The organism is Olsenella uli, assembly GCF_016899935.1.
Lineage (GTDB): Bacteria > Actinomycetota > Coriobacteriia > Coriobacteriales > Atopobiaceae > Thermophilibacter > Thermophilibacter uli_B.
Genome location: NZ_JACJJK010000065.1, coordinates 1 through 260 on the forward strand (window position 1 = coordinate 1; position 260 = coordinate 260).

The window sequence follows — 260 nt, forward strand, 5'->3', positions numbered from 1 at the left end:
GTCAAATGGTGCTTTAGCTGTGTTGAAGCTGTAATAATATGCACCAAAATAAGGGCTGATATGATATAAGCCAGCTTTAGTCAAGCGGTCTTGTTCAGAAATTGGTGGTTCTACTGTTAAATTTGCTTGTCCACTTTCTACCATGGAAACGCGGGTACTTTGTGATTCACTGATAGGCCAAAGCATGGTGGAGAGTTTTACATTGTCTTTATCCCAATATTTATCATTTTTAACAAATTGTAATTGATTGGAATGTATCC

The 260-nt window shown here is 36.9% G+C and carries 1 protein-coding gene; it reads right to left on the reverse strand.

The features are described 5' to 3' along the window. Positions 1–260 (reverse strand): ABC transporter substrate-binding protein (locus H6A07_RS09865; protein WP_204814743.1); only part of this gene is annotated, 260 nt, incomplete at both ends.